The organism is Janthinobacterium sp. SUN100 (assembly GCF_030397705.1).
In the GTDB taxonomy this organism is placed as follows: Bacteria; Pseudomonadota; Gammaproteobacteria; order Burkholderiales; family Burkholderiaceae_D; genus Janthinobacterium; species Janthinobacterium kumbetense.
In genome coordinates this window covers 353,176-378,957 of sequence record NZ_JAPUBU010000005.1, presented here as the reverse complement: position 1 = coordinate 378,957, position 25,782 = coordinate 353,176, and the positions used below count along the sequence as shown (strand labels likewise).

At 63.9% G+C, this 25,782-nt stretch carries 28 protein-coding genes; 10 read left to right on the top strand and 18 right to left on the bottom strand.

Going from position 1 to position 25,782, the window contains the following annotated elements; genetic code table 11:
- The first annotated feature begins 2 nt into the window (after positions 1-2).
- Positions 3-1,193, top strand: coding sequence for an MFS transporter (locus O0881_RS24605; protein ID WP_289913429.1), 1,191 nt, complete (start codon positions 3-5; stop codon positions 1,191-1,193).
- On the opposite strand, the gene O0881_RS24600 is transcribed toward O0881_RS24605, so the two are convergent.
- The 4 genes from O0881_RS24600 to O0881_RS24585 form a co-directional block, all read right to left on the bottom strand.
- On the bottom strand, positions 1,190-1,885 hold the full coding sequence (locus O0881_RS24600) for a Crp/Fnr family transcriptional regulator (RefSeq protein WP_034781930.1): 696 nt from the start codon (positions 1,883-1,885) through the stop codon (positions 1,190-1,192). The genes O0881_RS24605 and O0881_RS24600 overlap by 4 nt on opposite strands.
- 155 nt (positions 1,886-2,040) lie before the next feature.
- Positions 2,041-2,718, bottom strand: coding sequence for a response regulator (locus tag O0881_RS24595; protein ID WP_170846465.1), 678 nt, complete (start codon positions 2,716-2,718; stop codon positions 2,041-2,043).
- 3 nt (positions 2,719-2,721) lie between these two features.
- Positions 2,722-3,954 (bottom strand): GAF domain-containing protein, encoded by a 1,233-nt coding sequence (locus tag O0881_RS24590; RefSeq protein ID WP_289913428.1) that lies wholly within the window; start codon positions 3,952-3,954, stop codon positions 2,722-2,724.
- 64 nt (positions 3,955-4,018) lie between these two features.
- Entirely contained in the window at positions 4,019-4,600 is a 582-nt protein-coding gene (locus O0881_RS24585; protein WP_289913427.1) for a DJ-1/PfpI family protein, read from the bottom strand.
- Positions 4,601-4,831: 231 nt separating this feature from the next.
- On the opposite strand from O0881_RS24585, the gene O0881_RS24580 reads away from it, so the two are divergent.
- Together O0881_RS24580 and O0881_RS24575 are read left to right on the top strand one after the other, a co-directional pair.
- Positions 4,832-5,170, top strand: a complete 339-nt coding sequence (locus O0881_RS24580; RefSeq protein ID WP_289913426.1) for a hypothetical protein — start codon at positions 4,832-4,834, stop codon at positions 5,168-5,170.
- A gap of 68 nt (positions 5,171-5,238) precedes the next feature.
- A complete protein-coding gene (locus O0881_RS24575) occupies positions 5,239-5,538 on the top strand; it encodes an antibiotic biosynthesis monooxygenase family protein (RefSeq protein WP_034781921.1) in 300 nt (99 codons plus the stop codon).
- Positions 5,539-5,580: 42 nt separating this feature from the next.
- Here the strand turns inward: O0881_RS24575 and pncB are convergent, their stop codons facing one another.
- From pncB to O0881_RS24560, 3 genes are all read right to left on the bottom strand, one after another.
- Positions 5,581-6,771 carry a nicotinate phosphoribosyltransferase gene (pncB, locus tag O0881_RS24570; protein WP_099665174.1) on the bottom strand — a complete coding sequence of 397 codons (1,191 nt, stop codon included), beginning with the start codon at positions 6,769-6,771 and terminating at the stop codon, positions 5,581-5,583.
- 77 nt (positions 6,772-6,848) lie between these two features.
- Entirely contained in the window at positions 6,849-7,712 is an 864-nt protein-coding gene (locus O0881_RS24565; protein ID WP_289913425.1) for a cysteine hydrolase, read from the bottom strand.
- Between the two features lie 123 nt (positions 7,713-7,835).
- Complete coding sequence (locus O0881_RS24560) at positions 7,836-8,090, bottom strand: hypothetical protein (RefSeq protein ID WP_099665176.1); 255 nt, start codon at positions 8,088-8,090, stop codon at positions 7,836-7,838.
- 139 nt (positions 8,091-8,229) lie between these two features.
- Here O0881_RS24560 and O0881_RS24555 point away from each other — a divergent pair, with 139 nt between their 5' ends.
- Positions 8,230-8,529 (top strand): hypothetical protein, encoded by a 300-nt coding sequence (locus tag O0881_RS24555; RefSeq protein ID WP_099665177.1) that lies wholly within the window; start codon positions 8,230-8,232, stop codon positions 8,527-8,529.
- Positions 8,530-8,547: 18 nt separating this feature from the next.
- Here O0881_RS24555 and O0881_RS24550 read toward each other — a convergent pair whose 3' ends face one another.
- Together O0881_RS24550 and O0881_RS24545 are read right to left on the bottom strand one after the other, a co-directional pair.
- Entirely contained in the window at positions 8,548-9,054 is a 507-nt protein-coding gene (locus O0881_RS24550) for a nuclear transport factor 2 family protein (protein ID WP_289906236.1), read from the bottom strand.
- A gap of 153 nt (positions 9,055-9,207) precedes the next feature.
- On the bottom strand, positions 9,208-9,813 hold the full coding sequence (locus O0881_RS24545) for an FMN-dependent NADH-azoreductase (RefSeq protein ID WP_289913424.1): 606 nt from the start codon (positions 9,811-9,813) through the stop codon (positions 9,208-9,210).
- Positions 9,814-9,947: 134 nt separating this feature from the next.
- On the opposite strand from O0881_RS24545, the gene O0881_RS24540 reads away from it, so the two are divergent.
- Positions 9,948-10,862 carry a LysR family transcriptional regulator gene (locus O0881_RS24540; protein ID WP_289913423.1) on the top strand — a complete coding sequence of 305 codons (915 nt, stop codon included), beginning with the start codon at positions 9,948-9,950 and terminating at the stop codon, positions 10,860-10,862.
- Between the two features lie 174 nt (positions 10,863-11,036).
- On the top strand, positions 11,037-11,264 hold the full coding sequence (locus tag O0881_RS24535) for a hypothetical protein (RefSeq protein ID WP_099665181.1): 228 nt from the start codon (positions 11,037-11,039) through the stop codon (positions 11,262-11,264).
- Positions 11,265-11,267: 3 nt separating this feature from the next.
- Here the strand turns inward: O0881_RS24535 and O0881_RS24530 are convergent, their stop codons facing one another.
- From O0881_RS24530 to O0881_RS24510, 5 genes are all read right to left on the bottom strand, one after another.
- Positions 11,268-11,579: a MerR family transcriptional regulator gene (locus O0881_RS24530; protein ID WP_099665182.1), complete on the bottom strand. Its 312-nt coding sequence runs from the start codon at positions 11,577-11,579 to the stop codon at positions 11,268-11,270.
- A gap of 3 nt (positions 11,580-11,582) precedes the next feature.
- Positions 11,583-12,509 carry a DnaJ C-terminal domain-containing protein gene (locus O0881_RS24525; protein ID WP_099665183.1) on the bottom strand — a complete coding sequence of 309 codons (927 nt, stop codon included), beginning with the start codon at positions 12,507-12,509 and terminating at the stop codon, positions 11,583-11,585.
- Positions 12,510-12,639: 130 nt separating this feature from the next.
- Positions 12,640-13,317: a beta/gamma crystallin-related protein gene (locus tag O0881_RS24520; protein ID WP_289913422.1), complete on the bottom strand. Its 678-nt coding sequence runs from the start codon at positions 13,315-13,317 to the stop codon at positions 12,640-12,642.
- Positions 13,318-13,476: 159 nt separating this feature from the next.
- Positions 13,477-14,472: a beta/gamma crystallin-related protein gene (locus O0881_RS24515; RefSeq protein ID WP_289913421.1), complete on the bottom strand. Its 996-nt coding sequence runs from the start codon at positions 14,470-14,472 to the stop codon at positions 13,477-13,479.
- Positions 14,473-14,736: 264 nt separating this feature from the next.
- On the bottom strand, positions 14,737-15,402 hold the full coding sequence (locus O0881_RS24510; RefSeq protein WP_099665187.1) for a beta/gamma crystallin family protein: 666 nt from the start codon (positions 15,400-15,402) through the stop codon (positions 14,737-14,739).
- Positions 15,403-15,591: 189 nt separating this feature from the next.
- Here O0881_RS24510 and O0881_RS24505 point away from each other — a divergent pair, with 189 nt between their 5' ends.
- Positions 15,592-16,986: an MATE family efflux transporter gene (locus O0881_RS24505; protein WP_289913420.1), complete on the top strand. Its 1,395-nt coding sequence runs from the start codon at positions 15,592-15,594 to the stop codon at positions 16,984-16,986.
- A gap of 213 nt (positions 16,987-17,199) precedes the next feature.
- The gene (locus tag O0881_RS24500) at positions 17,200-19,410 is read left to right on the top strand and encodes a S9 family peptidase (RefSeq protein WP_289913419.1); all 2,211 of its coding nucleotides are present in this window, start codon (positions 17,200-17,202) and stop codon (positions 19,408-19,410) included.
- Positions 19,411-19,483: 73 nt separating this feature from the next.
- Here the strand turns inward: O0881_RS24500 and O0881_RS24495 are convergent, their stop codons facing one another.
- The 3 genes from O0881_RS24495 to O0881_RS24485 all read right to left on the bottom strand — a co-directional run bounded on the left by O0881_RS24495 (position 19,484) and on the right by O0881_RS24485 (position 22,619).
- Positions 19,484-19,669 carry a CsbD family protein gene (locus O0881_RS24495; RefSeq protein WP_077400637.1) on the bottom strand — a complete coding sequence of 62 codons (186 nt, stop codon included), beginning with the start codon at positions 19,667-19,669 and terminating at the stop codon, positions 19,484-19,486.
- Positions 19,670-19,843: 174 nt separating this feature from the next.
- Entirely contained in the window at positions 19,844-20,479 is a 636-nt protein-coding gene (locus tag O0881_RS24490; RefSeq protein WP_289913418.1) for a class I SAM-dependent methyltransferase, read from the bottom strand.
- A 70-nt stretch (positions 20,480-20,549) separates the two neighbouring features.
- The gene (locus O0881_RS24485; RefSeq protein ID WP_289913417.1) at positions 20,550-22,619 is read right to left on the bottom strand and encodes a M13 family metallopeptidase; all 2,070 of its coding nucleotides are present in this window, start codon (positions 22,617-22,619) and stop codon (positions 20,550-20,552) included.
- Positions 22,620-22,757: 138 nt separating this feature from the next.
- Here O0881_RS24485 and O0881_RS24480 point away from each other — a divergent pair, with 138 nt between their 5' ends.
- Positions 22,758-23,585, top strand: a complete 828-nt coding sequence (locus O0881_RS24480) for an HDOD domain-containing protein (RefSeq protein WP_289913416.1) — start codon at positions 22,758-22,760, stop codon at positions 23,583-23,585.
- A gap of 223 nt (positions 23,586-23,808) precedes the next feature.
- On the top strand, positions 23,809-24,060 hold the full coding sequence (locus tag O0881_RS24475) for a flagellar protein FliT (protein WP_289913415.1): 252 nt from the start codon (positions 23,809-23,811) through the stop codon (positions 24,058-24,060).
- Positions 24,061-24,491: 431 nt separating this feature from the next.
- Here the strand turns inward: O0881_RS24475 and O0881_RS24470 are convergent, their stop codons facing one another.
- Positions 24,492-25,655, bottom strand: coding sequence for a hypothetical protein (locus O0881_RS24470; protein ID WP_289913414.1), 1,164 nt, complete (start codon positions 25,653-25,655; stop codon positions 24,492-24,494).
- Positions 25,656-25,782: the final 127 nt, after the last annotated feature.

The following is a 25,782-nucleotide window of genomic DNA, read 5'->3' as shown; positions in this document are numbered from 1 at the left end:
CCATGCGCGATACCAACCCATCCATCACGACAGCACTTCCCCCCTCCCTCGTCTGGCTGTTTGCCACGGCGGCCGGCCTCAGCGTGGCCAATGTGTATTACGCCCAGCCCTTGCTCGCCACCCTGGCGCAGGAATTCGGCATGATGGAAGCGGCCAGCGGCATGGTCATCACGGCCACGCAGCTCGGCTGCGCGCTGGCCCTGCTGCTGCTGGTTCCCCTGGGCGACATGCTGAACCGGCGCCGTTTGACCCTGTTCCAGCTGGGTTTGCTGGCCATCTCCCTGGCGGCGCTGGGCTGCGCCCGCTCCACGGCCGCCTTGCTGGGCGGCATGCTCCTGGTCGGCTTGCTGGGGACGGCCATGACGCAGGGCTTGATCGCCTATGCGGCCAGCGCGGCGGCCAGCCACGAGCGGGGCCGCGTGGTCGGCATGGCGCAGGGCGGCGTGGTGATCGGCTTGCTGCTGGCGCGCACCCTGTCCGGCGTGGTGGCCGATGTGGCCGACTGGCGCGCCGTATACTTTGTGTCGGCGGCCATCGCCTGCGCCCTGCTGTTGCTGCTGTGGCGCAAGCTGCCGCCGGCGCAGCCGGCCAGCCGACAGCTGGCGTATGGCGCCCTGCTCGCCTCGATGGTGGAGATGTTGATGCACAACAAAGTCTTGCGCGTGCGGGGCACGCTGGCCCTGCTGATGTTTGCCGTGTTCAATATTTTCTGGAGCGCCCTGGTGCTGCCCCTGACGGCGCAAGGCTATAGCCATGCGGCCATCGGCGCGTTTGGCCTCGTGGGCGTGGTGGGGGCGCTGGGCGCGGCGCGCGCCGGGGCGCTGGCCGATAATGGCCGCGCGCAGTGGACGACGGGCGCAGCCCTGTTGCTGCTGCTGGCCGCGTGGCTGCCGCTCAGCTTTGCGGGCGCGTCCCTGTGGCCCTTGATCGTCGGCATCATCGCGCTGGACCTGGCGGGCCAGGCCATCCACGTGACGAACCAGAGCCTGATTTTCAAGCAGGACAGCGACGCGCACAGCCGCCTGGTGGCGTGCTACATGCTGTTTTATGCGGTGGGAAGCGGACTCGGTGCGATTGCCGCCACCAGCGTGTATGCGCTGGCGGGCTGGCATGGGGTATGCGCGCTGGGCGCGGCGGTCAGCTTGCTCGCCCTGCTGTTCTGGCGACTGACCTTGCCTGCTGAAAAAGCTTAGTTCAGCATGGCCGCGGTAGAACCATGGCGATACGTCTTCAAGGCGTCCGGCTGGATCTGGATCAACGAACCGCTGACTTTAATCAAATGCAAGTCCGTCAACTGGTGCAGCACGCGCGACAGGGTGGCGGGCGCCAGGTTCAGGAACGATGCCAACAGGCTTTTCTTCAAGTCCAGCTTGACCTCGTTCGAACGCTGCTGGTCCGACGCTTGCAGCAGGTACTCGACCACGCGCTGGGTGGCGTTCTGCACGGAGCAGCGCTCCACGTTGCGGATAAAACCCATCAGGTGATGCGACAGGCTGTTCATCATCTGGCGCGCGATACGGGGCGACTGGTCCAGCAGGCGCAGCAGCGCATGCGGCGGAATGCGCAGCAGCAGGCAGTGCTCGAGCGCTTCGGCGCAGAACGGATACGGTTCATCGAGGAAAATCATGGCTTCGCCGAAACTCTGGCCCGGGCGGATCAGTTCCAGTACCTTATCGGTACCTTCCATGGAAAACACGCTCAGCTTGACGAGGCCGAAGACCACCACATAGGCGCCTTCCGCCACTTCGCCCTTGCGGAACAGCACTTTGCCTTTTTCCACTTCGACGCGCACGACATCCTGGCGCAATTGCTCTAATTGCGAAGGGGAAATATGGCGAAACAGAGCCTGGCTCGATAGCAAGCCATCGACGTTGACCTTATGCATGACACTCTCTTATTAGATTAGCGAATGACTAAGAGTGTAATGCGCAGGCACGGTCAAGGCCATACGTCAAAGGAACTAGGGTTGTCTAGGCCGGAACGCCATGCAGATCAAACAATCGCGCATTCCTTGCGCACTATTTGCACTTTGTTTGATCTTTATTTGCTCAACTCGCGCTCGACGGCATACACGGCGATCTGCACGCGGCTGCTGAGCTTAAGCTTTTTGAGGATGTTTTGCACGTGGATTTTCACCGTGCTTTCGGCCACATCGAGCTGGCGCGCGATTTCCTTGTTGCTCAATCCTTGCGCCAGGCAAGCCATGGCTTCGCGTTCGCGCGGCGTCAGTTTGTCATAGTCGGCCTGGGGCGCGTTCTGCCCCGCGCGGAACTGCGACACGAGCTTGGCCGTCATGGCGTCGGCGATCACGGATTCGCCGGCGGCGGCGCGGCAAATGGCCTGGCCCAGCTGCTCGGCTTCGATATTCTTCAGCAGGTAGCCACGCGCGCCCGCACGCAGGGCCGCGCCCAGGTCGGCCGCGTTTTCCGACACGGTCAGCATCAGCACGACCATCTGCGGCAAGTCCTGCAAGATCAGCTGCAGCGCCTCGACGCCGGACACGCCGGGCATGTTCAAGTCCATCAGCACCACGTCGGGCCGCAGTTCGGCCGTCAGGCGCACGCCGTCCAGCCCGTTCGATGCCTCGCCCACCACCTGGAATTGAGGATTGCGCTGTAGCAGCAGCTTGACGCCGCTGCGCAGCAAGGTGTGGTCGTCGACCAGCAGGATTTTGATTGGTGCGTTCACTATGTTTGTGGCCTGATAGGGATAAGTCATCTGTTACGCGGCCTGGCGCCGGGCTGCCGGCAAGGCCAGCGAGATCGTCGTGCCGCCGCCGGGCGTACTGTCGATGGCAAATTGCGCACCGAGCCGCTCGGCTCTTTCCTGCATGATACGCAAGCCGATCTGCAATTCCGTTTTCTTGTCGCGTAGGTTGGCGGCGAAGCCTTCGCCATCGTCGCGCACCTGCAGCGCGAAATCGCGCCCGTTGACCACGCGCAGCGCCACGTTGCTCGCTTGCGCGTGCTTGCGGATATTCGACAGCGCTTCCTGCACGATGAACAGGATCTGCAACTGTTGCTCGGGCGCCAGCGGCGCGCCATTGCCGCTCATGTCCAGCGTGCCGACGACGCCCGTCTGCAGCTCGAACTTGGCCAGCACTTCCGACAGCTTGCTTTCCAGGTCGCTGCCATGCCAGCGGGTGCGGAAATTGACCAGCAATTCGCGCACGTCCTGGTAGCTTTGCTCGACGCCCATGCGCATCAGCGGCAACACTTCAGCCGCTTCGTCGAGCTGGCCCCGGCGCACGGAATCGTCGAGCATCTGCACTTGCAGGCTGATGAAGTTGAGGCTTTGCGCGATGCTGTCATGCAAGCCTTCAGCCAGCAGGCTGCGTTCGCGCGCCACGGCGAATTCCTTTTCGCGCGCGATCAGGCGCTGGTTTTCGATGGCGATGCCCAGGCTCTGGCCCAGCGTTTCCAGCCAGCCCTGCTGCTGCGCATGCACAGCTTGCGGGCGCGCAAAGTGCAGCGAAAAACTGCCCACCACCTGGTCGCGCGCGAGGATGGGAAAGACGGCGATGGCGATAAATCCTTCATCCTGGCAACGGTAGCGCTGCATGGCATCGACCTGGCGGAAATCGCGGATCTGGATCACGCCCTGGGCCACGGCCGCGCCGCACAGGCAATCGTTGTTGCGGATGCAGTGTTCCTCTTCCACCATGGCATCGGAAATGCCTTCGTGCACGATGATGTGCACGGTATCGTGCTGCGGATCGAGGATGCGCACGGTGCCCCCTTCCGCTTGCGCGAACTGCATCACGTGGCGCAGGAAGCCGCGGCACAGTGCATCGATGGCGTGCTGTCCCGCCAGCAAGGTGGAAATCTCATGCAGGGTGGCCAGCTGGCGTTCCTGCGCGGCGCTCAGGCCCGACTCGGCTTGCGCCAGGCGGCGCTGGCGCCAGCGTGACGCTGGAAGTTGTTTGCGGGAAGATTGACTGCGCGGCGCATGCATGAAGAACTCGAATCTGAAAAGTAGTGCGCCCGGCAAGCGCTGCGGCCTGCCGGGCTGGTAAAGGTTACAAACGGATCTCGGTACCGAGCAGCTTGACGAACTGCGCCAGCCAGGCCGGATGCGCGGGCCACGCGGGCGCCGTGACGAACTGGCCATCCGTGACGGCGTCCGTGACGGCGATGTCGGCATACGTGCCGCCCGCCAGCTTCACTTCCGGCGCGCAGGCGGGATAGGCGGAAATGCGCTTGCCGCGGATGACGTCGGCGGCGGCCAGCAACTGCGCGCCGTGGCAGACGGCCGCGACAGGCTTGCCCGCTTCGGCGAAATGGCGCACGGCGGCGATGACCTTGTCGTTCAGGCGCAGGTATTCGGGAGCGCGGCCGCCGGCGATCATCACGGCGTCATACTGGGCCGGGTCGATGTCGTCGAAGCTGGCGTTCAGGGTGAACAAATGGCCCGGCTTTTCCGTGTAGGTCTGGTCGCCCTCGAAATCGTGGATGGCCGTCTTGATCGTCTCGCCGCTCTTCTTGCCGGGACACACGGCATGCACGGTATGACCGAGCATCAGCAGGGCCTGGAACGGCACCATCGTTTCATAATCTTCTGCAAAATCGCCGGTCAAAAACAGAATTTTCTTCGCTGCCATTTAGTTCTCCTATGAAAGATTGATCCCGCATCCCTGCCAGCAAGACGCACCGCAAGGCGTATCTTAGCGCGACTTGGCAACCATACTGGATATTTATCAAACTTTTGCGCCTTGATCGAGGATTTTACAGGCTGAGGCAGAATTTTTTACAGGCTGGCAGGTCAAACTCGGACGCCCCCACTCGAAAGGCTGGCAGGTCAAACTCGGACGCCCCCACTCGAAAGCCTGGCCATGCACACCGCCACCAGCCCCCTTGTTGCGCCCGCCCTGATCCGCATCTTCGACCATTTTGCCGATGCGCAACAGGCCCGCAGCGCCCTGCTCGACGATGGTTTCCCCGCGCACGCCGTGCAGCTCGACACGGTCGACGACGAGGCCGTCCCCACCGTCCCCATACAGGGCAAGGCCGCGTGGCGCGGCATGTTCCGCCTCGTCGTAGCCATCGGCAATGCGCAGGAACGGGAACGGGCGCACGCCATCGTGCAGGCGCATCACGGCTGCGATATCGACCAGCGCACGGCCAGCCACGCGGGCGGCCGGCGCGCAGGCGTCGCTACGCTCGCTGGCTGAGGCGCTCTCCCCCGCGCGGTCAAATTATGGCAAGATCAAGCTTCCTTCATTCCTCAGTGGAACTTGCCATGATTTTTGAAATTGCCCACATCCAGATCAAATCGGCCACGCACGCTGCCTTCGAAGCGGCCGTGACGAAAGCCATCCCCCTGTTCCAGCGCGCGCGCGGCTGCGAGTCGATGCGCCTGGAGCGCTCGATCGAAAACGGCGACGCCTACCGCCTCGTCGTGGGCTGGACGACCCTGGAAGACCATACCGTGCATTTCCGCGGCAGCGACGACTTCCAGGCGTGGCGCGGCCTGGTGGGCGAATTCTTTGCCGCCCCGCCCCAGGTCGAGCACATGAACACGGTGGTGACCGGGTTTTAATATCGGCAGGCGGCACGGGCTGTAAATGTCCGTGCCGGCGCCTTAAACGGCAGGGTGGTGAAACACTTGCCGCAAGTAAGCGAGGAAAGTTTCATCCTTGCACAGGGTCTTGCCCGGCGAATCCGACAGTTTCGCCACGGACTGGCCATTGCAGCGCACCAGTTTCATGACGATGTTGAGCGGCGTCAAACCGACGTCGTTGGTGAGATTGGTGCCGATGCCGAAGCCCGTCATGATGCGGTCGGCGAAGTGCTGGTACAGGGCAAACGCCTTGTCCAGGTCCAGGCCGTCGGAAAACACGAGGCGCTTGGTATTGGCGTCGATGCGCAGGGCCGCGTAGTGGGCCAGCGCCTTCTCGCCCCACTCGACGGGGTCGCCCGAATCGTGGCGCAAGCCGTCGAACAGCTTGGCGAAATACAGGTCGAAGTCGGCCAAAAACGCATCCATTCCCACCACGTCCGTCAGGGCGATGCCCAGGTCGCCCCGGTATTCCTGCACCCAGTCTTCCAGTGCCGCCTTTTGAAAGTCGCGCAGGCGCACGCCGAACGACTGGAACGATTGCATGTATTCATGCGCCATGGTGCCGATCGGCACGATGCCCAGCTTTTTCGCCAGGTAGACATTCGACGTGCCCTTGAAATACTCGGGCACTTCGCGCGCCAGGCGCTGCACCACCTCATCATGCCAGGCGCCGGAAAAGCGCCGGCGCACGCCGAAATCGGAAAATTCGAATGGATGCTTGCGCCTTGGCAGCTTGCCGAATTCCTTCACGGCCGCCACTTTCAAGCCCAGGCGGTGGCGCCCTTCGCGCATGGCCGCGTCCAGGTCGAAACGGCGGAAATACAGTTCGTTGATGATGTACAACACGAAAATCTCGAAGCCCATCACGTGCACTTGCGGCCCGGCCGCGTGCACGAGCAAGGTGTCGCCATCCGTGCTCACTTCGATGAACTTGCGCTGGAAGCGGAACACCGTCAAAAAGTCGACGAAATCGCTCTTCATGAAGCGCAGGGTGCGCAAATAGGCCAGCTCGTCGTCGGCAAACGACATCGAGCATAAATGGTCGAGCTGCTCTTCCAGCTCGCCCTTCAGTTCGGCCAGGGGAAAGGCGGTGGCGTTGCGGCAGACAAATTCGTATTCGGTATGGGTATTCGGATGACCGTGCAGCAATGCTTGCCACATTGTAAATTTATACAGATCGGTTTCCAGCAAACTGCGCACTATCGGGGTCATGTGTGTTTTCTCCAACTTCCTGAAGCCAGAATAGTACGCCACTGCAAGCATTTCAGCAGGACACAATCGACAATGGCTCAGGCAATCGCGTTCGCCTGCAGTTCGGGCAAGACGTCGGCAGACGTGGCCAGCCGCGCGCCGCGCGCCTGCATGGCGGCAAGGAAGTCGCGCTGCTGCGCTTCAAAGCCCGTGACAGGGCTCATGCAGTCCGTCAGCAAGACCAAGCGCGACAGGGCCTGCCGTCCCTGCTGCGCTTGCAGGTAGTCGGCGATGTGCTCGGTGCTGGCTTTCACGCAATGGCTGCCCGCTTCGCCGGTGACATAAATCTGCTGCGCCGGCAGCAAGGTATCGAGGAAGGCGCGGTTGAGCTGGGTGGCCGCATCCTGCGGATCGGGCACTTCCGCCATGACGGCCGAGTAATGCTCGGTCCATGGGTTCGAACCCTTGCTCAGCTTGGCCACCACTTGCAGCCGCTCCACTTCCCACGCGTTGTAGGCGGCGCGTACGGCCGCATGGACATTCTGCCCCCAGCTGCCGATCTCGCAATGCACGGGCCACACCATCAATTGATAGCGCCCCGCTTGCTGCAAGGCATCCAGATAAGCCAGCGCGCGCGGCAAGGCGCCGCTGGCGGCGGGCAGGAACAGGCGGTCGCGCACCTGCTGCGCGCTGATCTGCGTAAATGGCGGCACGGCGCCGCCATCGCCCGTGCGCCAGAAGGCGGGGTGGGCGATGTCGTAGCGGTGGTGCGCGTCGAGCGTGATGCTGATCTGCGTCAAACCGCCTCCCCCTTCGCGGATCAATTGCGCCACGCGCAGCATATCCTGGTGGGCGCCGGGCACGGCCAGCGCCGGTGCGGCATCTGGCGGCAGCCATGCGGCGGGCAAGTCGCAAAAATCGTTTTGCGGATCGATGACGAGCAGGTGCAACTGGCGTTTCATGGCGGTCCTCTGGCGTGGCAATAGTTCGCATGATACGGGCAACTGCGCCGGCGCGCCTGCACCGGCTACGCCCGGACTGTGCTCACTCGCAATAACTTGCGCCGAAACAAGCCACGCGACGCTTCAGGGATGGAAGACATAGCGGCGCTGGCGCCGCTCGACAAGCTTGACGGCCACCTCGCCCGCTTCCGCCACGGCGTCCGCTTCCGTTGTAAACTGGTGGTCGGCCGATACCCGGCGCTTTTTCACCAGGTTGACCCGGTGCATGGGGTTGCGCGACGGGGCATAGATGGCGACGTAGGCGCCCCATAGCTTGCAGCCCCGCAAGGGTTCCGCCGTGTAATTCACCTCATAAAAATCAACATACTTTATCGGCACGATGTTCGCTCCAAAAATGACATGGCCGGACAGCTTGTCTCTACGGACTGACGCGGTAAAAAGGTAAAACCATGCGTTCACGCCTGCTCGGGATACCCGATGCGGCTTTGTTTTTATAACGCGGCATAGGAGAAAATGGATGAATGACTACCTCATCTTCATGCACGACGACACGGAAACACCGGTGGACGTCGCCACGCCGGCCTGGGAAGATTACTTCGCCATGCTCAGGGCCAGCGGCCGCTTCTGCGGCGGCAGTTCCATCGGTCCCGGTATCTGCGTGCACCGGTCCGGCCAGGCCAAACCGGTGACGCCACACTTGTCAGGTTATATACGTGTACAAGCTGAAAGTATAGACGATGCAAAAAAATTGTTAATCGGAAACCCCGTACTGAACGCAGGGGGGACGGTGGAAATCCGCGAGCTGCCGCGCGACTGACACGGCGTCGCCGGCCCCCTACTTTCCGGCCTCGGCCGCGGAATGCATGGACCACACGACGCTGAGGATTTTCCATTCGCCATCGCGCTTGACCATTTGCCACGCTTCCACGCCATAGTTGGACAATTTATTGCCGACGAGGAATTCGTAGTCGAAGTTGACCCACGCGACATGGCGGTCCTGGGTGATCTTGACGTTGTAGAATTTTTCTTCCGTGCGCTGCGGTTCGCGCTTGATGAAGTTGGCGAAACCGACATAGCCGGCCGCCCCGACGCCGTCGAAGTGGACGTCCGTCGTGTCGCGCATTTTCTTGATGAAATCGTCGTCGGCAGGCGAGGCAAACAGGATGTTCGTATGCAGCAGCAGCGACGACAGCAGCTTGACATCCTTGGCGATCAGGGCCGCCTGGAAGTCGGCGACGACTTTTTCGATGGCGCGGATATCTTCGGGCGTGGAAGCGTGGCGCCCCACGTGGGGCGGCGCCACGGGCGCAGTTTGCGCCAGCGCAATGCCTGCTGAAAACAAAGAACATCCGAACAATATTGCGCTTGCCAACTTGTGCATGAGGGACTTTCATGGCGAACCGCTCGCCGGGCCGGCACGGGGCGTGCCGCCGGCAAGCTTATGTCAACCATGGCAGATTGGCAATCCCCCTTTGGAACTAGAGGCGAGCCTGATTCAGGCAGCCAGAGCTTCGATCGACGCGCGGCCCTTGGCAATCGCGCTGCTGACGGCTTCCTCGCCCATGGCCACGCCTTCGGCTTGCACGAACTCGATCTCGGTGATGCCGATGAAGCCCAGCGCCGTGCGCAGATAAGTGCTCAGGTAGTCATACGCGGCGCCGGGGCCTTCGCTGTAGACGCCGCCGCTGGCCGTGAAAATGACCGCTTTCTTGCCCGTGGCCAGGCCGACCGGGCCCGTCGCCGTGTACTGGAACGTGCGGCCCGCGCGCGCCACGTGGTCGATCCACGCCTTCAGGGTCGAGGGCACGGAAAAGTTGTACATGGGCGCGGCCAGCACCAGCACGTCGGCCGCCAGCAATTCGTCGACCAGGGTATCGGACAATTGCACGGCCGCTGCCGCGTGCGCGCTGCGCTGGTCGGCCGGCGTGAAGAAGGCGCCCATCACCTCTTCCGTCAAGTGCGGCACGGGCTGCGCCGCCAGGTCGCGTTCGACCACGCTGGCGCCTTGCGCGGCCAGTTTGGCGACGAATTCGCCGGACAATTGACGAGAAAGGGAACCGCTGTTGCGCACGCTGCTATTAATGTATAAGACCTTGCTCATGAAGTGCTCCTGTGAAAACGGGTGACGGGAATGGCCGCATCGCAGCCCTTGTACACAGCATAGTTCGGGTCTACCATCGAGAAAACCGTGTAAATATAAATGATTAGCATCGAATTTCTAGATATGGAGTCAGCATGAGAGAACCGGGCCAACCTTCGCTCGACCAGTTGCGCGTGTTTGTCGCCGTCATCGACGCGGGCGGTTTCGCCCACGCGGCGCGCCAGTTGCACCGCACGCAGTCGGTGATCAGCTACACCATCGCCAACCTGGAAGAACAACTGAACGTGGTGCTGCTCGACCGCGGCAAGCGCAAGCCCACCCTGACGGACGCGGGCAAGGCCCTGCTGGCCGACGCGCGCGCCGTGGCCCTGAAGGTCGACGGCATGCGTGCGCGTGCCAAGGCCTTGGCCGGCGGGCTGGAGGCGGAAGTGTCGGTGGTGGTCGACGTGATGTTTCCCACCTGCGTGCTGGTGCGCGTGCTCGAAGCGTTCCAGGCGCAGTTCCCCACCGTCGCCCTGCGCCTGCGCATCGAGGCGATGGGCGCCGTGGCGCAACTGGTGATGGATGGCAGCTGCCACATCGGCCTCGGTGGCTGGATGACGGCCACGGCCAGCGTCTTCGAGCGCCTGGCCGTGGGCCACGTGCGCCTGATTCCCGTGGCAGCGCCCAGCCACGCGCTGGCGCAGCTGGCAGGCCCGATTCCCTCCAACGTGGCGCGCGAACACGTGCAGCTGGTACTCAGCGACCGCAGCGTGCTGACGGAAGGCCAGGATTTCGGCGTGCTGGGATTGCGCAACTGGCGCCTGGGCGACCTCGGTTCCAAGCACGCGCTGCTGCGCGCGGGCCTGGGCTGGGGCAACATGCCCGAAGCGATGGTGCGCGACGACCTGGCGGAAGGCCGCCTGGCGCACCTGCCGCTGGCCGTCGACAATGGCGAAAATTACCCGATTTACCTGATCCAGCGCGCCGACACGCCGCCGGGCCAGGCGGGCAAGTGGCTGACGGAGCGGTTCGCGGAACAGTTGCCGCTGCTGGCCCAAGGGTTTTAAACGCCAAACAAAACCTACTGCGCGTCGCGCTTTGCGGCCTGCGATGCTCACCGTACTAAAGTACGGTTGCGCTTCTTAGCCACAAATCGCTGCCGCTCGCTACGGTTTTGTTAGGCGTTGTGAGTTCACAATTGACACAGGTATGATGCGGGTAACACTTTAATAAGGAACCACATGGCCGGCATCGACGACTTCGTCAACAAACAAAAACCTGGCGCGCGCTTCGTCATCACGGCGCAGATGCTGCGCATGACGCCGCAGCAATTCGATTCGCTGGCGCAGGAATGGATGGAAGACGGCGGCCCCGGCTTCGACGTGGCCGGCATCCCGCACCGGGTGGTCGTCGACGGGCAGTTCTATATTGCCCGGCTCACCGTGCAGCGGCACGGCGAGCCGGCATAAGGCCTAATCGACGCCCAGCACGTGCAGGCGGCGCCGCAGGCGCGCCACTTCTTCCGACAAGTCGACCACCAGCGCGGCCAGTTCGGCGTTCGCGTCGAACACGGATTCGATTTCGTGCAGGCGGCGCGCGCGCACCAGGTCCAGGCTGGTGAAGCGCCAGGCCGTGAGTTGCCCCGCCGGCGGGCCATTTTGCAGCAGCACGCCCGTCTGCACGTGCTGCACCACCCAGTCCGGCTCCACGGCGCAGGCGCGCGCCAGTTCTTCCAGGCTCAGGGCACGGTCTTCGAGCAATTCGCCAATTACCTTGTTTGTCATGATTTACCCTCCCAGCTTCTGGCGCGGATTGAAAGCCATCTCGCGCGCCATGGTTGCATACAGTTCGCGCGCCTTGTCATCGTTCGCTGGCGGCAGCACCACTTCCAGCAGCAGATACAGGTCGCCCGGCTGGGCGGCGGGGATGCCCCGTCCCTTCAGGCGCAGCTTGCGCCCCGTCTGCGAATTGGGCGGTACGCTGACGGACACCGTGCCCGATGGCGTGGGCACGTCGATCTCGCCGCCCAGCGCCGCTTCCCACGGCGTGACGGGCACCGTCTCGAAGACGTCGCGCCCTTCCACCTTGTAGCGCGCATCGGGCCGGAAGCGGATTTCCAGGTACAGGTCGCCGGCGGGCGCGCCGCCGCTGCCCGGATTGCCCTGCCCCTTCATGCGCAGCTGCTGGCCCTCCGTGACGCCTTTCGGTATCGTCACTTCCAGCGTGCGTTCGCGCGTCACCACGTGGCCTTGCGCATCCGCCTCGGGCACGCGCATGACGATATGGCGCTTGGCGCCCTGGTAGCTGTCCTGCAAATCGATGGTGATGGCGGCGTGGCTGTCCTCGCCCTGCATCTGGAACGTGCTGTTGGCGCGGCGCCGCCCGCCCACGTGGGCGAACAGGTCGGCAAAGAAGTCGCTGTCGTCGGCGCCCGACGATTCGTAGCCCGCACCCCAGTCCGGCGGCGGTCGGAAAGGTTCTCCCTTGGGATGGCCCTGCGCGCTGCGCCCCAGTTCATCGTAGGCGGCGCGCTTTTCCGCGTCGCCCAGCACGCCGTAGGCTTCGTTGAGGGCCTTGGTGCGCTTGTCGGCGTCCGGCTCCTTGCTCACGTCGGGATGGTATTTGCGTACCAGCTTGCGGTACGCCTTCTTGATCTCGGCCTCGGTCGCCGTCTTTTCGACGCCAAGTTCCTTGTAATAATCCTTGTATTCCACCGTGCCTGCTCCCCATGGTTGAAGTGCCTATGGGAAGAGTACACGAATTGGCGCCGATGGCGCGTGCGCACAATACAACACCGCCCGCGGGACTGGGGTCGCGCGGGCGGCAGCAGGGAAGCGGAAACGCCTAGCGCACGCGGCGCAGCGAGGAAATGCGGCGGTCCAGGCCATGGTGCAGGCGGCCGTAGCTGCCTGGCCCCATCACCACGCAGCGGCCGCGGAAGTTGGCGTCGACGCAGAATTCCCAGCGGCCGTAATTGACGACGATCGATTCGGCGCGGTCGTTGAAGCCGTAGCGGCTCAAGTCATGCACTTCGCGGTCCAGGCGCACGGGTCGGCCGCGCATGCCCGCATCGGGGAACATCAGCACGGCGCCATTCATGTCGGGACGGTGGCCGCCGCCATGGCCGTGGCCAGGGTATGGGCGTTCCGGCTCCGGACGCGGAGGACGCGGCGGGTAGGGACGGTGATCGCCGCCGCCATGGCCCGGACGGCCCACTTCGCGCACGGAGGAAACGGCGTCGTTCATGCCCGGCATGGTGTCGTAGCGGCCCGGCCCCAGGGTGCGGCAGTTGCCACGGTAATTGGCGTCCTTGCACACTTCCCAGGTGCCCGAGCGCACGATGATGCTGGAGGTCTTGTCGTTAAAGCCCATGCGCGACAGGTCGCCCATATCGGAACGCAGGGTGACCGGGCGGCCGCGGAAACCGGCATCCTCGAACAGGGTGATTTCGCCCGCCGATGCGGCAAGGGGGGCGAGGAAGGTGGCGGCGCACAGCAGCGCGGGCCGGAAAGATCGAACCATGACAACTCCAATACTGAGACATTTTCGCCAGTGTAGTCCAGGCGACAGGCGGCGAGTGTAACAAAGGGCAAGCAAATGTCAGCACACGGCAGGGAATGTAAAAACCGCCTGGCGGGATCAACCCGGCAGGCGGCCTGTCAGTACCGCGTCAAGACGCGATCAGCGCACGCGGCGCAGCGAGGAAATCTGGTTTTCCATGCTGTTCAGGCGGCCGTATTCTCCCGGCCCGATCACTTCGCAGCGGCCGCGGAAGTTCGAATCGCTGCACACTTCCCACTGGCCCTCGTTGACGACGATGGACGAGGCGCGGTCATTGAAGTTGTAGCGCACCAGGTCTTCCGCATTGCGGTCCAGCGCCAGCGGTTCGCCGCGCATGCCCGCTTCGGGGAACAGCAGGACGGCGCCGCGCTGCTGGTACTGCTGTTGCGGATATTGCTGTTGCGGATACTGCTGCTCGTATTGCGGCCGCTGATACTGCTGCTCATACTGCTGCTGGCGGCGCGCTTCGCGCTCGTCCACCATGCGCGCCGACGAGACGCGCCCATCGAGGCCGCGCCCCAGGTCGTCGTGGCGGCCGGGGCCGAAGATGCGGCACACGCCGTTGTAGTTCGCATCGCTGCACAGCTGCCAGTAGCCGTTGTAGATGACGATGCTCGTGGTGCGGTCGTTGAAGCCGATACTGACGAAATCGTCCGTATCGCGGTTCAGGCGCGCCGAGCCGCCATTCTGCCCCGCGCCCGAATACACTTCCAGGGTGCCGCCACGGCCATAGCCGCCATGGCCGCGGTCCGGATCGCGCCCGGGACGTCCCGGATTGTAGCCGTCGCCGCGCCCCGATTCGCGCACCGAACTGATGGCGTCGTTCATGCCCGGCATCGAGCGGTACTCGCCCGGCCCCAGGGTCTTGCAATTGCCGCGGAAGCCGGCATCGGTACACACATCCCAGGTCCCTGAACGCACCAGGATGCTCGACACCTTGTCATTGAAGCCAAAGCGCGACAAGTCGTCCGTCGTCTCGCGCAGGTTCACGGCGCGGCCACGGAAATCAACGTCTTCGAACAAGGTGATATCGCCCGCATGGGCGCTTGCATGCGCCCCCAGCGAGAGCAGCAAGGTCGCCGCGCATGCCAGCGCGTGTTTGAAAGGGCCCGTCATGATTAACTCCATTCTTCATTCTTTGGTGATGATTCGCCTGGCCAAAACGCCAGGATGCCATTGTAACAAGTGCCCGCCCGCCCACGCGGAAAGCCGCCGGCGTTAGCCAGGGTCTGTCAAGGCAAGTGATCGACATGACAACTGATACCAGTGTAACCATCCGCAGAAAAAACGGTGTAACAAAGTATGGGAAAAGCACAATAAATTGTTACCAAAAGCAATAGCCGGCCCCGGCAGGGACCGGCCACTCGTGCCAGCCCCGCGTCAGCGCACTTCGCGCACCGACGAGATGCGGTTGCTCAGGCGCTCCAGGCTCGCGTATTCACCGGGTTCCAGGGTGCGGCAGCGGCCGCGGAAATCCACGTCCTCGCACACTTCCCAATAGCCGGAGCGCACGCGCACGCTTTGCACCGTGTCGTTGAAATCACGCTCGCGCAAATCGGCCGAGGCATTGCGCACGGTCAAGCTGCGGCCGGCGAAATCATCGCGCGTATAGAAGGTCAGTTCGCCGCCCAGCGAGCGCCCCGGCAAATGGCCGCGCTCGCGGTCGCGGTCACGGCGGCCGTCCCAGTCGCGCCCCCGGTCGCGGTCGCGGCCCGGATAACCATCCCAGCCGCCGCGCACTTCGCGCAGCGAGGTGATCTTGTTGGCATGGCCGTCCAGCGATGGATACTCGCCCGCCTCGAGCAGGAAGCAGGCGCCGCGGAAATCGGCTTCCTCGCACGCTTCCCAGCGGCCCGAGCGCACGCGGATGCTTTGCGTCGTGTCGTTGAAACGGACCTCTTCCAGGTCGGCGACGGCGTCGCGCACGGTGTGCGAGCGGCCGTGATAATCGTCGCGCGAATACAGCGTCAGTTCGCCGGCGCCGGCCAGTTCGGCCGTCATGGCGGCGCCCAGCAGCAGGGCGCAGTTCAAAGCTTTCTTCAACATGGTCTTACTCCATAGTCAGGGTACTGCGGTTGACTATTTGGTCATTTTGCCAAATAGAGCGCGCAGTCTATCCGCGACTGGCCCACTTAGCTGTAACAAATGATTACCGCGCGCCGCCCCCGGGGGCGGCACGGCGGACAAGCACGGCGAATGCCGGTAGAATCTTGTGTTTAGTCAAGCTTGCCGACCATGCCGCACACTACCTCGTTCACCCTGCCCGCCGTCCGTACTGAAATTTCTTCGCTGTGGAAGCTGGCATGGCCCATCCTGATCGGCCAGCTGGCCACCGTCGGCATGGGCGCGGCCGACGTGGCGATGACGGGCCATACGAATCCCGAGGAACTGGCCGCCGTCTCGCTGGGCGCGGCCATCTGGTCCATCGTGCTCGTTACCGTGAGCGGCATCATGATGGCGATCAATACGCTGGTGGCGCATGAAATCGGCGCCGCGCGCCACGACCGGGTGCCGCACATCGTGCGCCAGTCGCTGTGGAAGGCGCTGCTCGTGGGCCTCGTGGCTTGCCTGCTGACGAACATGGCGGCGCTGGTATTCGACCACCTGATGCTCGAACCCCATGTCGCGGCCAAGGCCAAGCTGTTCGTGCATATCATCAGCTGCGCGCTGCCGCCGTTCGCCGCCTACCGCGCGCTGTACGGCTACAGCACCAGCATCAACCAGACCAAGCCCGTGATGGTCATCGCGCTGGCCGCGCTGGGCCTCAATATCCTCGTCAACTACCTGCTGATCTACGGCCACTGGGGCATGCCGAAGATGGGCGGCGTGGGCTGCGCCGTGGCCACCACCTGCTGCGTGTGGATGATGTTGCTGGCCATGCTGGCCTGGATCAAGATCGCGCCCGCCTACCGCGCCACGTATCCGTTCACGCACTGGGAAGGGCCGCAGCTGTCGTCCATCGGCCCCATGCTGCGCCTGGGCCTGCCCATCGGCGTGACCTACTTTGCCGAAGTGAGCGCGTTTGGCGTCATCAGCCTGCTGGTGGCGCGCTTCGGCGTGATCCAGGTGTCCGCGCACCAGATCGCCCTGAATTTCTCGTCCGTCGTCTTCATGGTGCCGCTCACGTTCGGCATCGCGCTGGTCACGCGCGTGGGCCACGCCGTGGGCGAAGCCAATCTGCGCCGCGCGCGCTTCATTTCGTGGGTGGGCGTGGCCATGTCGCTGACGGCGGCCATCATCTCGGCCACCGTCATCACCGTCTTCCGCCACCAGATCGCGCAAGCCTACACGTCCGACCCGCAAGTGCAGGCCCTGTGCGCGCAGCTGCTGCTGTTCGCCGCCCTGTTCCAGCTGTCCGACGCGACGCAAGTGGCCACGTCCTGCGCCATCCGGGGCTACAAGGTGACACGCCAGCCGATGCTGATCCAGCTGCTGGCCTTCTGGGGCTTCTCGCTGCCGATCGGCTACGTGCTGGGCCTCGCGCCAGCCGGCTTCCCCTGGTCGCCAGCCGAGCCGATGGGCGCCGCCGGTTTCTGGATCGGCCTCGTCACGGGCTTGACGGTCGCCGCCGTGCTGCTGACCTGGTACTTGAACCGGCTGTCGCTGCAGCGCCTGCGCGCGGCGCATTGAAACAATGCATGGAACACAGGGCGGCGCGCAATTTATGCGTGCCGCCCTCCTGCTTCGCCATACAAAGCCCCAGCGCCGCACTCTTTCCGCCAAAGTAAAGAAGGCAATTGCCGGATTATTCCGTGGCTGGCCCTATCGCATTAAACGCCGTGCTCTGGTATCGTTTGCTGTCAAGCATCTTCTTGACATCCCTTTACAATCACCGAGACATCCATGCGTTTTATTCTTTGTTTTCTGGCCGCGATGGCCAGCGTTCCCGCATCGGCTGAAAAGCTGACCCTGGAACGCATCCACGCCGATCCGGCGCTGGCCGGCCCCGGCGTGCGCAACCTGAAGGTCTCGCCCGACGGCGAGCGCGTCACGTTCCTGCGCGGCCGCGCGGACAACCAGTTCCAGCTCGACCTGTGGGAATTCAAGCTGAAGGACAAGAGCACGCACCGCCTGGTCGACTCGAAGGCGCTGGTGCCGAATGAAACGATTTCGCCCGAAGAGCAGGCGCGCCGCGAACGCGAGCGCACGGCCAGCCTGAACGGCATTCTCAGCTACAGCTGGTCGCCGGACGGCAAGCAGCTGCTGGTGCCGCTGGCCGGCAATCTGTACCTGGTCGACGCGGCCCACCCGGACAAGGCGCGCCTGGTCGCCAAGGGCAATGTGCTCGATCCGAAAATCTCGCCGAAAGGCCGCTACGTATCGTTTGTGCGCGATCAAAACATCTATGTGATCGACCTCAAGACGAACAAGGAACGCCAGCTGACCACCGATGGCAAGGGCACGATACGCAACGGCGAAGCCGAATTCGTGGCGCAGGAAGAAATGGGCCAGCGCACCGGCTACTACTGGGCTCCCGACGATTCCGCCATCGCCTATAAACGCTATGACGAAGCGCCCGTGCCCGTCGTGCGCCGCTTCGAAATCTTCGCCGACCGCACCGACGTCGTCGAGCAGCGCTACCCGGCCGCGGGCGACCCGAACGTGCTGGTGCAGCTGCTGATCGTCTCGCCGGAAACGGGCGCGCAGCGCCAGGTGGACCTGGGCACGAACCCGGACATCTACCTGGTGCGCGCCGACTGGAGCGCGGACGGCAAGTCGCTCGTGTACCAGCGCCAGTCGCGCGACCAGAAGACCCTCGACCTGGTCGCCGTCGATGCGGCCACCCTGGCGCAGCGCACCCTGCTGACGGAAACGTCGAAAACCTGGGTCAGCATCCATGACGACCTGCGCTTCCTGCCGAACGGCCAGTTCCTGTGGTCGTCCGAGCGCACGGGCCGCAACCACCTGTACCTGTACGACATGGGCGGCAAGCTGCTGCACCCGGTCACTTCCGGCGAGTGGGGCATCGACAGCGTGCTGGCCGTGAACCAGAAGACGGGCAAGGTCTACGTATCGTCGAACCGCGACGCCGTCATCGACAAGCAGACCTACGCCCTTGCGCTGGACGGCAGCACGGCCGACAAGCCGCAGCGCGTCACCAAAGCCGATGGCTGGCACGACACGACGTTCTCGCGCAATGGCGAAGTCTTCGTCGACACGTACTCGGACCCGGCCACGCCGCCGCAAGTGAGCATCCGCCGTCCGGACGGCGCCATGGTGGGCTGGCTGGAAGAAAACGCGCTGAACGCCAGCCACCCGTACTACAAGTACAAGGCGGACCACCTGCCGACGGAATACGGCACCCTGAAGGCCAACGATGGCCAGACCTTGCACTATTCGATCGTCAAGCCGTCGAACTTCGACGCCGGCAAGCGCTATCCCGTCTACCTGTCGACGTATGGCGGCCCGCACTCGCAGCACGTGGCTCGCCGCTGGGGCAACAACTTCGACCAATACATGGCGCAGCAGGGCTTTGTCGTCTTCCGCCTCGATAACCGCGGCTCGTCGCGCCGCGAGCGCGCGTTCACGGACGCCATCTATCACAACCTGGGCGCGGCGGAAGTGGCCGACCAGCTGGTCGGCATCGACTGGCTGGGCAAGCAAAGCTTCGTCGATGCAAAACGCATCGGCGTGTTCGGCTGGAGCTACGGCGGCTTCATGACCCTGCGCTTGCTGTCGGCAGCGTCCGACAAGATCGCCATGGGCGTTTCGGTGGCGCCCGTGACCGACTGGTCGCTGTACGACACCCACTACACGGAGCAATTCCTCGGCATGCCGAAGGAAAACGTCGATGGCTACAAGGCCAGCACCGTGTTCGCCCATCTGGACGGCCTGAAGTCGCCGCTGCTGCTGGTGCACGGCATGGCCGACGATAACGTCTTGTTCAGCAACAGCACGCGCCTGATCGACGCGCTGGTGAACCGCGGCGTGCAATTCGACCTGATGACGTATCCTGGCGCCAAGCACGGCATCTCGTCGCGCGCGGGCCAGCGCCACGTGTACAAGAAAATCGAGATGTTCTTCAAGCAGAACCTGGCCAATCCAGTGAAATAAGTTTGACCGGCATCAAATAAAAAACCGCCGCCTGTCTCGCGACAGGCGGCGGTTTTTTTATGCGTGCGTCAGATTACGGTTTGCGCGTGACGGTTTCCACCGCGTCCTTGACGTCGCCGACTTTCTTCTGCACTTTGCCTTCGACCTGGTTTGCCAGGCCCTTGGCTTGCTGTTCTTCGCTGCCGACGATCTTGCCAGCGGCTTCCTGGATTTTACCGCCGACTTCCTTCAGTTTACCTTCGACTTGATCTTTGTTCATGATGGATCCTCACTGTAGTTGGTACATCTGTTGTCCGGCCCCGAAGGGCCGGTACTGCGGCTCACACGCTGTTGCAAACTGCTTGCTGCGTGTCGATGTGTCCATACTACGGGGCGGGGAATCAATGCTCTGTACGGTTCCTAACACATGCTCAATTTGCGCCAATATCGGCGATCACGCGGGCTTGCGCCACACGGTGGCCAGCCACGGCTGCTGGTCGCGCGGCAAGCCCGGCGGGCGGTAGTACTGGTCGAGCAGGCTGAAACCGGCCGCCTGCACGTAGGCGGCCCACGTTTCCTCGTCGTGATAGCTGCCGTAGCGGGCGCCATTCCAGCCTTCCTGGTTCTGCCCGCGCGGATTCGAGCTGAACAGCACGCCACCGGGCTTCAGGCAAGCGTGCAGGGCGCGCAGCACGCCGGGCAAGACGGCGCTGGGCACGTGGAACAGCACGGCATTGGCGAACACGCCGTCGAAGTGCGCGGCCGGCAAATCGAGGTCGACGAAATCCTGCTGCCACACGGTGCAGCGGCTGTAGGCGCGCGCCATCTCGACGAAGCGGGGGCAGCCATCGACGCCCGTGGCGTGATGCCCCATGGCCGTGAACGCCTTCAGGTCGCGGCCCGGGCCGCAACCGAGGTCGAGGATGGCCAGCGGCGCCGGCTTGCCGATGGCGTCCAGCAGCGCGGCGATGTTCTGGCTGACGTCGTGGTCGCGCGTGCCTTCGAAAAACTGCTCGGCGCTGGCGTCGTAATGGGCCAGGGTGCGGCCCGTAATGGCGTGAATGGGGTCTTGCGGTGGGCTTGGCTGCATGGCGGTCCTGTCGATATGTTCCGCCATTTTACGCTGCCGACCAGTTCCCCGGCCGGCAGCGTCAGCACTCTTACCAGACGCGCACGCGCTGCTCCGGCGCCAGGTACAGCTGCTGGCCCGGCAGGACGTCGAAGGCCGGGTACCAGGCGTCGAGATTGCGCACGGTGGCGGCGCGGTATTGCGCCGGCGCATGGCCATCCGTGAGTATCTGCTGGCGCGCCGCCGCTTCGCGCGCCTTGCTGCGCCAGCTGACGCCATAGCCCGTGAAGAAATCGCGGTCGGCGCCCGCCTGCACCGGCTTGCCCTGCTGCGACAGGGTGAACGCATCATGCGCGGCCGCCACGCCGGCCAGGTCGGCCAGGTTTTCGCTCAGGGTCAGCTGGCCATTCACGGCCAGGTCGGGGAATGGTTTGTAGGCCGCGAACTGCGCCACTAATTGCTTGGATGCCGTCTGGAAATGCGCCAGGTCGGCCGGCGTCCACCAGTCGCGCAGCTTGCCCTGGGCGTCGAACTGCGCGCCCTGGTCATCGAAGCTGTGGCTGATCTCGTGGCCGATGGTGGCGCCGATGCCGCCATAGTTGGCTGCATCGGATGCCTGCGGGTCGAAGAATGGCGGCTGCAGGATGGCGGCAGGGAAATTCAACGCATTTTGCAGCGGCAGGTTGACGGCGTTGACCAGCTGCGCCGGCATGGCCCAGGCCTTGCGGTCGGGCGACTGGCCCAGCTTGGCCAGCTCCTGGCGATAGTGGAACTGTTCCGCCCGCTGCACATTGCCCAGCGCATCGCCGCGCACCACGCGCAAGCCAGCGTAACTGTCCCAGCGTTCCGGATAGCCCACGCCCACGTACAGGGTTTGCAGTTTTTCCTGCGCCTGCGCCTTGGTGGCCGGCGCCATCCAGTCCAGCTTGTCGATGCGGCGCGAGAAGGCGGCGACGATATTCGTCACCATCTCCTGCACGCGGGCTTTCGATTCCGGCGGGAAATAGCGTTCCACGTACAGCTTGCCGACGGCGTCGCTGAGGGCCGCATTCGTCGCGGCCAGCGCGCGCTTGCTGCGCGGCGACTGCTGCGGCGTACCGCTCAGGGCGCTGCCATAGAAGGCAAAGCGCTGGTCGGCGGCCGCCTTCGGCAAGGTGGTGCTGAAATGGTTGATGGCGTGGAAGGCCAGGAAATCCTTCCACGTGGCCAGTGGCACACTCGCCACCAGCGCGGCACTGCCCGTCATGGCCGACGGATGCCAGACGATGAAATCCGTCTGCTTGCCCAGGCCCGCCGCCTGGAAGAAAGCTTGCCAGTCCAGGCCCGGCGCCTTGCTGGCGAAGTCGGCGGCGCGCCACGCGTTGTTGCCCTTGGCGACATCGGCCGAATCCTCGCGGCTGGCGTGGCTGGCGGCAATTTTCTGTTCCAGCGCAAACACGCGCGCGGCGCGGGCCGGCGCATCGCCGTAGCCGGCCTGCTTGAGCATGGCGGCGATATGCGCCTGGTAGCCCGCGCGCAAGCCCTGCATGCGGGCGCTGTCGTCCTGGTAAAAGGCGCGGTCAGGCAAGCCCAGCCCGCCCTGCAGCAGGTAGGCGACATTGCGCGTGGTGTCGTTCAAGTCTTGCGCCACCCACAGGCCGAACAGGTTTTCCGTATAAAAATTGGTGGAATTGAGCGGGTCGACATCGGCGCGCAAGCTCTCGCCCAGCGCCCGGGCCAGCCCTGCCTGGTCGCGTATGCCATTGATCTTGCTCAACAAGGGCTTGATCGGGGCCCAGCCTTTCGCTTCGATAGCCGATTCATCCATCCAGGAACGGTAAAAATCGCTGACCTGGCGCGCGGAGGCATCGGCCTGCGGCGCCGCCGCCAGGCCTTCGACGAGGGCGATGATGCGCTCGTTGGTGGCATTGGCGAGGATGGCGAACGAACCCCAGCTGCTGCGGTCGGCGGGAATCTCCGTGCCGCGCAGCCAGTCGCCATTCACGTAGTCATAGAAGTCGTCGCCGGGCAAGGCAGCGGGGACGGCGGCGCCAGCGACATCGGCGGCGGCCGGCTGGCCGTGCGCCCGGGCGGGCAAGCCGGTCAGCGAAACGCCGGCCAGGGCGAGGACGATGGCGGCCTGGACTGGCGTCCGGGACCAGGAAAAACGCAAACCGTGCATGGCGATCCTTTCGATGGAATAGTCAAAATCATAGCCTGTTTCCCATGCAAAAAGCATCCCGGAACTTTTTTGCATGCGGACAAAAAATCGGCCTATAGTTTTACGACCCCGTGCCGCGTGTACGCCAAGGAGATTGCCATGCAACTGGAAGCGCTGTTCCAGCAACCCCACGCCCTGCCTGCCGCCCCGAAGATCGTCGATGAACTGGTGCGCAGTTTCGACAACCCCGCCATCGCCACCGAAGACATCGCGCGCCAGCTGGGAGCGGACCCGGCCTTGAGCGCCAAGCTGCTGCGGCTGGCCAATTCAGCCTATTACCACGTCTCGCGCAGCATCGGCACGGTGGAAGACGCCGTGCTGATGCTCGGTTTTGTTACCGTGCGTACCCTCGTCATCAGCTCGGGCCTGGTCAGCGGCTTCAAGGCCGTGCCCGGCCTGAACCTGCCGCAATTCTGGCGCTACAGCCTGCACAGCGCCGTGTCGGCCCGCTGGATCGCCAGGCAGACGGGCGACAACCAGGACCTGGCGTTCACCATCGGCATGATGCATGCGATCGGACAACTGGTGATCCATGCCGCCATGCCCGAGCAAGCCATGCAGCTCGACAAGATCGCGCCACCGCTCGATGCGCGCCGGCTCGACGCGGAGCGGGTCTCGCTGGGCTATAACTATGCGCAGGTGGGCGCCGAACTGGCGCGCCGCTGGAAGTTCCCCGGCGCCTTTGCCGACGCCATCGCCGCCTTTCCCGACCCGCTGGCCAAGGCGCCGCTGAACCGCCTGGCCGCCATCATCCACCTGGCCGCCTGGCGCGCCCGCATCGATGAAAACGCCCTGAGCAATGAAGAAATCATCGCCTGCTACCCCGGCAACGTGGCCGAAGCACTCGGTTTGCCGCCCTCGGTACTGGTCGACAAGATGCCGCCGCCAGCCGAACTGAGCGCGGGATTGGAAGAACTCGTCAAATAAATCCCCCACCGCCGGCATCGCCGACCCTGCATCCATGCGGGTTTACGGGCGATTCCGGCGGATCGCCAAAATTATCCAAATTATTTTCACTTTTTTTTCAAAAACACCCTCAAGTTCCCGTTAAGCACGCCGTTAATCTAGACAAGCGGTAATCCATTCACTAGTTACGGGTGTGCTCATGACCTCCAACGACGTTCTTTCGATGTATGAAAATATTGCAGGAATGACCAATAAAATGGTCGTGGCCGCACGTTCGAGCGACTGGAATGACTTGGATGCCCTGGAAAACCAGTGCGCCAGCGCCGCCAGCACGGTCATGACGGGCAAGGTGCCCGCCCAGGCCGGCGCCTCGCGTCTGCGCAAGATCGACTTGCTCAAGCAAATCCTGGCAAACGACCGCGAAATCCGCACCATCACGGAACCGTGGATGACGCAACTGCCGAACGCCATGCAAGGTTCGCGCGTCCGCATGTAAGCCATATTGCAGCACCAGAAACGACAAAAGCACCCGCGGGTGCTTTTTTTACGTCTGCCGCCTTGCCGGGGAGCGCGCCATCTGTGGCGCTCGGGAAACAAGGAGGGGGAATTTGGAAGGCGAGCCCCAGGTATCTCCTGGCGTCGCCTCGCTGCCGGTTGCATCCGGCGTTCGCGAGCACATCGTCGGCATCGCGAACCGCTTCCAGACCCAGGCGTTTATGCAACGCTACACCTGTTTGCCGCGCCACACTATCGTTGGTGACTGCGCCAGGCTGGGGCTGTTTTGTCGTAGAGCAAGTCCACTGAATTAATCATATCACCATATTTAAGAAACAGGCAACACGCGATACAAGCATTTTTCTGTCTTTTTTCAATATCTTTTTTTATATCAAATTCCGGCACCGCCTTGTCGCAGCCATTGCAACATCATCAACGCGAGAACGGCTCCGGTTCCGGCTCGTCCGCCGCCCCCTCCTCCACCGCCTCCGTCAGCACGGGCGCCTCCTTCTTCTTGCGGCCGAATGGCTTGCGCAGCAAGACCCAGTATTTCGACGGCGCGCCCGGCCCCGCCGCCTGCTTGCGCTTGCGCACGACATACACGATGAGGGCCGTCAACAGCAGGAAGGCCAGGCTGCCGATACCCAGCCACAGCAAACCGTTGCCGCCCGCCTTCTTCTCGGCTGCGGGTGCCGCGTGCAGGGGCTTGGGCTTGGCATGCGGCGCCTGCGCCGCGGCCGGCGCAGCAGCCGGCGCAGCGGCGGCGACAGCGGTGGCAGGCTGAGCCAGCGCCTGTTGCAAGGCGCCGATCTTGCCTTCCAATTCGCCGAGCTTGTCATTCAGGGCCGCGTTTTTCTCATCCAGCGCCACGCACGCTTGCGCCTGCTCAATATTGGCTTGCGGCGCGCAAGCGGCGACGGGCGCCGTGGCGCGGCGCAACGGCGCCGGACGCAGTGCGGTAGCGGCCTGCGTGGGCGGCGTGGGCGCGGCGGGCGGCGGCACGAACATGCGCGCCGGGCGCACCAGACCCTCGGCGCGCGCGCGGGCCGCCAAGGCGGCGGCATCGGGCGACGGTGCGGCGGACACGGCGCGCGGCAATGGCAACGGTTGCGGCACCGGCACCGGCACAGGCGCGGGCGCGGGCGTCGGAACGGCGGGCCTGGTTGGCGCGCTGACAGGGGCGACGGCGGCGGGCGGGGCCGGCGTCAGCCACAAGGTGCCCAGGCGCACGACGGCGCCATTGCCACTGCCCAGCAATAAATACAAATGCACGTGGCCTGCCTGGATCGCTTGCCGCGTTGTCACGCGCACATAGTGGCGCCCACCGCGTTCCAGCGGGCTGATGGTCAAGGTTTGCAGGGCCGGATCCATGCCGATGCCGCCGCCGCGGTACACATCGGACGAGGCCAGGCGCACGGCCACGCCGCTCGCTTCCTCGGGCGCCAGGGCCGTCAGTTCTATCTCGGCCAGCAAGGGCTGGCCCACGTGCGACAGCACGGCCATGTCACCCAGTTCGGCCGCCATGACGGGCGGCAAGGCCAGGCTGGCGGCGGCGCACGCGATCAGGGACCAACGGGGAAAGATGCTGCTCTGCATGGACTGATCGCTTTGATAACAGGATAGGAAGGGGAACTCGCCTGTCTTTAACGGCAGGAAATCGCAAAAATATAGATGGGTCAGGGCAAAAATGATGCAATACAGCATCATCCTGTGCTTTTTTGAC

Excerpts from the sequence above, each read along its gene's own strand:
- O0881_RS24585 (WP_289913427.1), bottom strand. The coding sequence starts at position 4,600 with ATGGCAGCGAAGAAAATTCTGTTTTTGACCGGCGATTTTGCAGAAGAT.
- O0881_RS24555 (WP_099665177.1), top strand. The coding sequence starts at position 8,230 with ATGAATGACTACCTCATCTTCATGCACGACGACACGGAAACACCGGTG.
- O0881_RS24470 (WP_289913414.1), bottom strand. The coding sequence starts at position 25,655 with ATGCAGAGCAGCATCTTTCCCCGTTGGTCCCTGATCGCGTGCGCCGCC.
- O0881_RS24480 (WP_289913416.1), top strand. The coding sequence starts at position 22,758 with ATGCAACTGGAAGCGCTGTTCCAGCAACCCCACGCCCTGCCTGCCGCC.
- O0881_RS24475 (WP_289913415.1), top strand. The coding sequence starts at position 23,809 with ATGACCAATAAAATGGTCGTGGCCGCACGTTCGAGCGACTGGAATGAC.
- O0881_RS24590 (WP_289913428.1), bottom strand. The coding sequence starts at position 3,954 with ATGCATGCGCCGCGCAGTCAATCTTCCCGCAAACAACTTCCAGCGTCA.
- O0881_RS24520 (WP_289913422.1), bottom strand. The coding sequence starts at position 13,317 with ATGGTTCGATCTTTCCGGCCCGCGCTGCTGTGCGCCGCCACCTTCCTC.
- O0881_RS24540 (WP_289913423.1), top strand. The coding sequence starts at position 9,948 with ATGAGAGAACCGGGCCAACCTTCGCTCGACCAGTTGCGCGTGTTTGTC.
- O0881_RS24515 (WP_289913421.1), bottom strand. The coding sequence starts at position 14,472 with ATGACGGGCCCTTTCAAACACGCGCTGGCATGCGCGGCGACCTTGCTG.
- O0881_RS24575 (WP_034781921.1), top strand. The coding sequence starts at position 5,239 with ATGATTTTTGAAATTGCCCACATCCAGATCAAATCGGCCACGCACGCT.
- O0881_RS24510 (WP_099665187.1), bottom strand. The coding sequence starts at position 15,402 with ATGTTGAAGAAAGCTTTGAACTGCGCCCTGCTGCTGGGCGCCGCCATG.
- pncB (WP_099665174.1), bottom strand. The coding sequence starts at position 6,771 with ATGACCCCGATAGTGCGCAGTTTGCTGGAAACCGATCTGTATAAATTT.
- O0881_RS24495 (WP_077400637.1), bottom strand. The coding sequence starts at position 19,669 with ATGAACAAAGATCAAGTCGAAGGTAAACTGAAGGAAGTCGGCGGTAAA.
- O0881_RS24605 (WP_289913429.1), top strand. The coding sequence starts at position 3 with ATGCGCGATACCAACCCATCCATCACGACAGCACTTCCCCCCTCCCTC.
- O0881_RS24530 (WP_099665182.1), bottom strand. The coding sequence starts at position 11,579 with ATGACAAACAAGGTAATTGGCGAATTGCTCGAAGACCGTGCCCTGAGC.
- O0881_RS24535 (WP_099665181.1), top strand. The coding sequence starts at position 11,037 with ATGGCCGGCATCGACGACTTCGTCAACAAACAAAAACCTGGCGCGCGC.
- O0881_RS24565 (WP_289913425.1), bottom strand. The coding sequence starts at position 7,712 with ATGAAACGCCAGTTGCACCTGCTCGTCATCGATCCGCAAAACGATTTT.
- O0881_RS24595 (WP_170846465.1), bottom strand. The coding sequence starts at position 2,718 with ATGACTTATCCCTATCAGGCCACAAACATAGTGAACGCACCAATCAAA.
- O0881_RS24485 (WP_289913417.1), bottom strand. The coding sequence starts at position 22,619 with ATGCACGGTTTGCGTTTTTCCTGGTCCCGGACGCCAGTCCAGGCCGCC.
- O0881_RS24545 (WP_289913424.1), bottom strand. The coding sequence starts at position 9,813 with ATGAGCAAGGTCTTATACATTAATAGCAGCGTGCGCAACAGCGGTTCC.
- O0881_RS24505 (WP_289913420.1), top strand. The coding sequence starts at position 15,592 with ATGCCGCACACTACCTCGTTCACCCTGCCCGCCGTCCGTACTGAAATT.
- O0881_RS24490 (WP_289913418.1), bottom strand. The coding sequence starts at position 20,479 with ATGCAGCCAAGCCCACCGCAAGACCCCATTCACGCCATTACGGGCCGC.
- O0881_RS24600 (WP_034781930.1), bottom strand. The coding sequence starts at position 1,885 with ATGCATAAGGTCAACGTCGATGGCTTGCTATCGAGCCAGGCTCTGTTT.
- O0881_RS24580 (WP_289913426.1), top strand. The coding sequence starts at position 4,832 with ATGCACACCGCCACCAGCCCCCTTGTTGCGCCCGCCCTGATCCGCATC.
- O0881_RS24500 (WP_289913419.1), top strand. The coding sequence starts at position 17,200 with ATGCGTTTTATTCTTTGTTTTCTGGCCGCGATGGCCAGCGTTCCCGCA.